Consider the following 2,443-nt stretch of genomic DNA (forward strand, 5'->3'; position numbering starts at 1 on the left):
GGTGGCCCGCATCGAGGACGCCGTCGCCGACGTCCCCGGGCTGGCGGTCGCGGGCGCCGCGTTGCACGGTGTGGGCGTGCCCGCATGTGTGGCCACCGGCGAGGCCGCCGCCCGCCGCCTGGTGGGACCATGAGGACATGGCGCGTCTGAACTACGAGGAACTGAACAGCACCCTCCGCTACACCGCGTGGTCGGTGTTCCGGGCCGAGCCCGGCGCACTGCCCGACGACCGCGGACCGGTGGCCACCGCGACCACGGAGTACCTGGACGGTCTCGACGCGAAGGGCGTGGTCGTGCGGGGGGTGTACGACGTCTCCGGCTTCCGGGCCGACGCCGACTACATGATCTGGTGGCACGCGGAGGAGGCCGAGCAGCTGCAGGCCGCCTACAACGGGTTCCGCCGCACCCCGCTCGGCCGGGCCTCCACCCCGGTGTGGAGCCAGTTCGCCCTGCACCGGCCCGCCGAGTTCAACAAGAGCCACATCCCCGCGTTCCTGGCCGGGGAGGAACCGCGCCGGTACGTGTGCGTGTACCCGTTCGTGCGGTCCTACGAGTGGTACCTGCTGCCCGACGAGGAGCGGCGGGCGATGCTCGCCGGGCACGGCAAGGAGGCGCGGGACTACCCGGACGTCCGCGCCAACACCGTCCCCGCGTTCGCCCTCGGCGACTACGAGTGGATGCTGGCCTTCGAGGCCGACGAGCTGCACCGCATCGTCGACCTGATGCGCCACCTGCGCGCCACCGAGGCCCGCAGGCACGTCCGCGAGGAGACCCCCTTCTACACCGGCCCCCGCGTCGAACCGGGCGACCTCGTGCACACCCTCCCGTGAGCGCCGAACGGACCTCGACGGACGAGCGGGCGGGCGTGCCGACGGGGCGGGCCGCGAAGAAGGCGGCCCTCGCGGCTCTGCACGACGTGGTGGCGGCGGACCGGGGCACGGGTTCCACCCCGGCCGGCACTCTCGCCGACCTGGACCGCATCCGCGGGCCGCGGCCGGAAGACGAGAACCCGTGCCCGGCGGTCACCGGCCCGTGACCGTCACTCCCCGGTGGGGGTCAGGCGCAGGGCGACCGAGTTGATGCAGTAGCGCTGGTCGGTGGGGGTGGGGTAGCCCTCGCCCTCGAAGACGTGGCCGAGGTGGCTGTGGCAGCTCGCGCACAGCACCTCGGTGCGCACCATGCCCATCGACCGGTCCTTGCGCAGCAGCACGGCGTCCGAGTCGGCGGGGTCGTAGAACGACGGCCAGCCGCAGTGGCTGTGGAACTTGGTGGTGCTGCGGAACAGCTCCGCGCCGCAGGCGCGGCACTCGTAGACACCCTCGGTCTCGGTGTCGGTGTACTCGCCGGTGAACGGGCGTTCCGTGCCCGACTCCCGCAGGACGGCGTACTCCTCCGGGGCGAGCTGCCGGCGCCACTCCTGCTCGGACTTCACGACCTTCGGAGCGGACGGGTCGGACGGGGCTGCCTGCGTGTGTGTACGGGAGTCCATGACCCCCAGGCTACCCGTGCGGGAACCGCTACCGGGACAACCACTCCAGCAGAGCGGTGAGGTAGTGCCAGCCCGTGACGACGACCCCCAGCACCACCAGGACGACGATCGCGGCGGCGACCCACCAGCGGAGCCCGCCCGCACGGTTGCTGCCCTCGGCGAACTCGCCCACGCCGCGCAGGGACGCCTCGATGGTGAACGCGGGCTCGCACTTCTCCATCCGGTCCAGGTGCTCGGCGAACGCCTGCGCCTCCGGGTCGTACGGGTCCAGCCCGACGAGGTCGTCGTCGAACCGCGGATTGCGGTCCGCGCCGGGGTTCTCGGCCATGCCCCCACGGTAGGCCACCCGCACGCGGCAGCACACCCGGTATCCACCGGTGCCGGGCCACGGATCACAGCTCCCGGTTGTGCTCCACCCGGGTGTCGCTGCCGATGCGCAGTTCCCCGTTCAGCCGGACGACGCGGGCGTACATCGTCCGCTCCCCGTCCTCCGTGACCATTCGGATCTGGATATCCAGACTGCCGTCCGCGTTGGGTTTCTCCTTGTAAACGTAAGCGTCCTGTGCGTACTCGACACCCTGCGCATCCCAGTACTGCTCGTGAGCCTGGCGGCCCTCCCACAGCGCCTGAATACCGGGTGCGAGCAGGTCCCACTGTCCCGCCGGGTCGCTGTAGTAGTCGAGAACGAAATCGCCCGCGTTGCTGAAGTTTGTGACGGGCTTCCCGGCGTTGGGTACCGCGCTCGACACGGGTGTAGGCGAGCTGGACGGGGTCGAGGGGGCGGTGCTGCTTTCCTGCGCCTGCGACTCCCCGCCGCCGTCACCGCCTCCGGTGAGCACGATCACGATGCTCGTGGCGGCGATCAGCACGACGGCGGCGACGGCGCCGAACACCAGCCGCCGTCGCCTGCCGTCCGGCGCGGAACCCGAATGCCCCGGGGTGTCCGGGCCCGCG

At 71.8% G+C, this 2,443-nt stretch carries 4 protein-coding genes and 1 pseudogene; 2 read left to right on the forward strand and 3 right to left on the reverse strand.

Features of this window, described 5'->3' with window-relative positions:
- Positions 1-137 precede the first annotated feature (137 nt).
- Positions 138-830 carry a hydrogen peroxide-dependent heme synthase gene (hemQ, locus tag ACTIR_RS0116525; RefSeq protein ID WP_026455116.1) on the forward strand — a complete coding sequence of 231 codons (693 nt, stop codon included), beginning with the start codon at positions 138-140 and terminating at the stop codon, positions 828-830.
- The gene (locus ACTIR_RS0116530) at positions 827-1,036 is read left to right on the forward strand and encodes a hypothetical protein (RefSeq protein WP_026455117.1); all 210 of its coding nucleotides are present in this window, start codon (positions 827-829) and stop codon (positions 1,034-1,036) included. The genes hemQ and ACTIR_RS0116530 overlap by 4 nt, the downstream gene beginning before the upstream one ends.
- Positions 1,037-1,039: 3 nt before the next feature.
- Here the strand turns inward: ACTIR_RS0116530 and msrB are convergent, their stop codons facing one another.
- From msrB to ACTIR_RS0116545, 3 genes and pseudogenes are all read right to left on the reverse strand, one after another.
- On the reverse strand, positions 1,040-1,489 hold the full coding sequence (msrB, locus tag ACTIR_RS0116535) for a peptide-methionine (R)-S-oxide reductase MsrB (RefSeq protein ID WP_026455118.1): 450 nt from the start codon (positions 1,487-1,489) through the stop codon (positions 1,040-1,042).
- A gap of 28 nt (positions 1,490-1,517) precedes the next feature.
- Positions 1,518-1,817, reverse strand: coding sequence for a hypothetical protein (locus ACTIR_RS0116540; RefSeq protein ID WP_026455119.1), 300 nt, complete (start codon positions 1,815-1,817; stop codon positions 1,518-1,520).
- Between the two features lie 64 nt (positions 1,818-1,881).
- Positions 1,882-2,443 (reverse strand): annotated as a pseudogene (locus ACTIR_RS0116545) (serine/threonine protein kinase); the annotation flags it as partial.

Source organism: Saccharomonospora iraqiensis subsp. iraqiensis, from assembly GCF_000430445.1.
In the GTDB taxonomy this organism is placed as follows: Bacteria; Actinomycetota; Actinomycetes; order Mycobacteriales; family Pseudonocardiaceae; genus Saccharomonospora; species Saccharomonospora iraqiensis.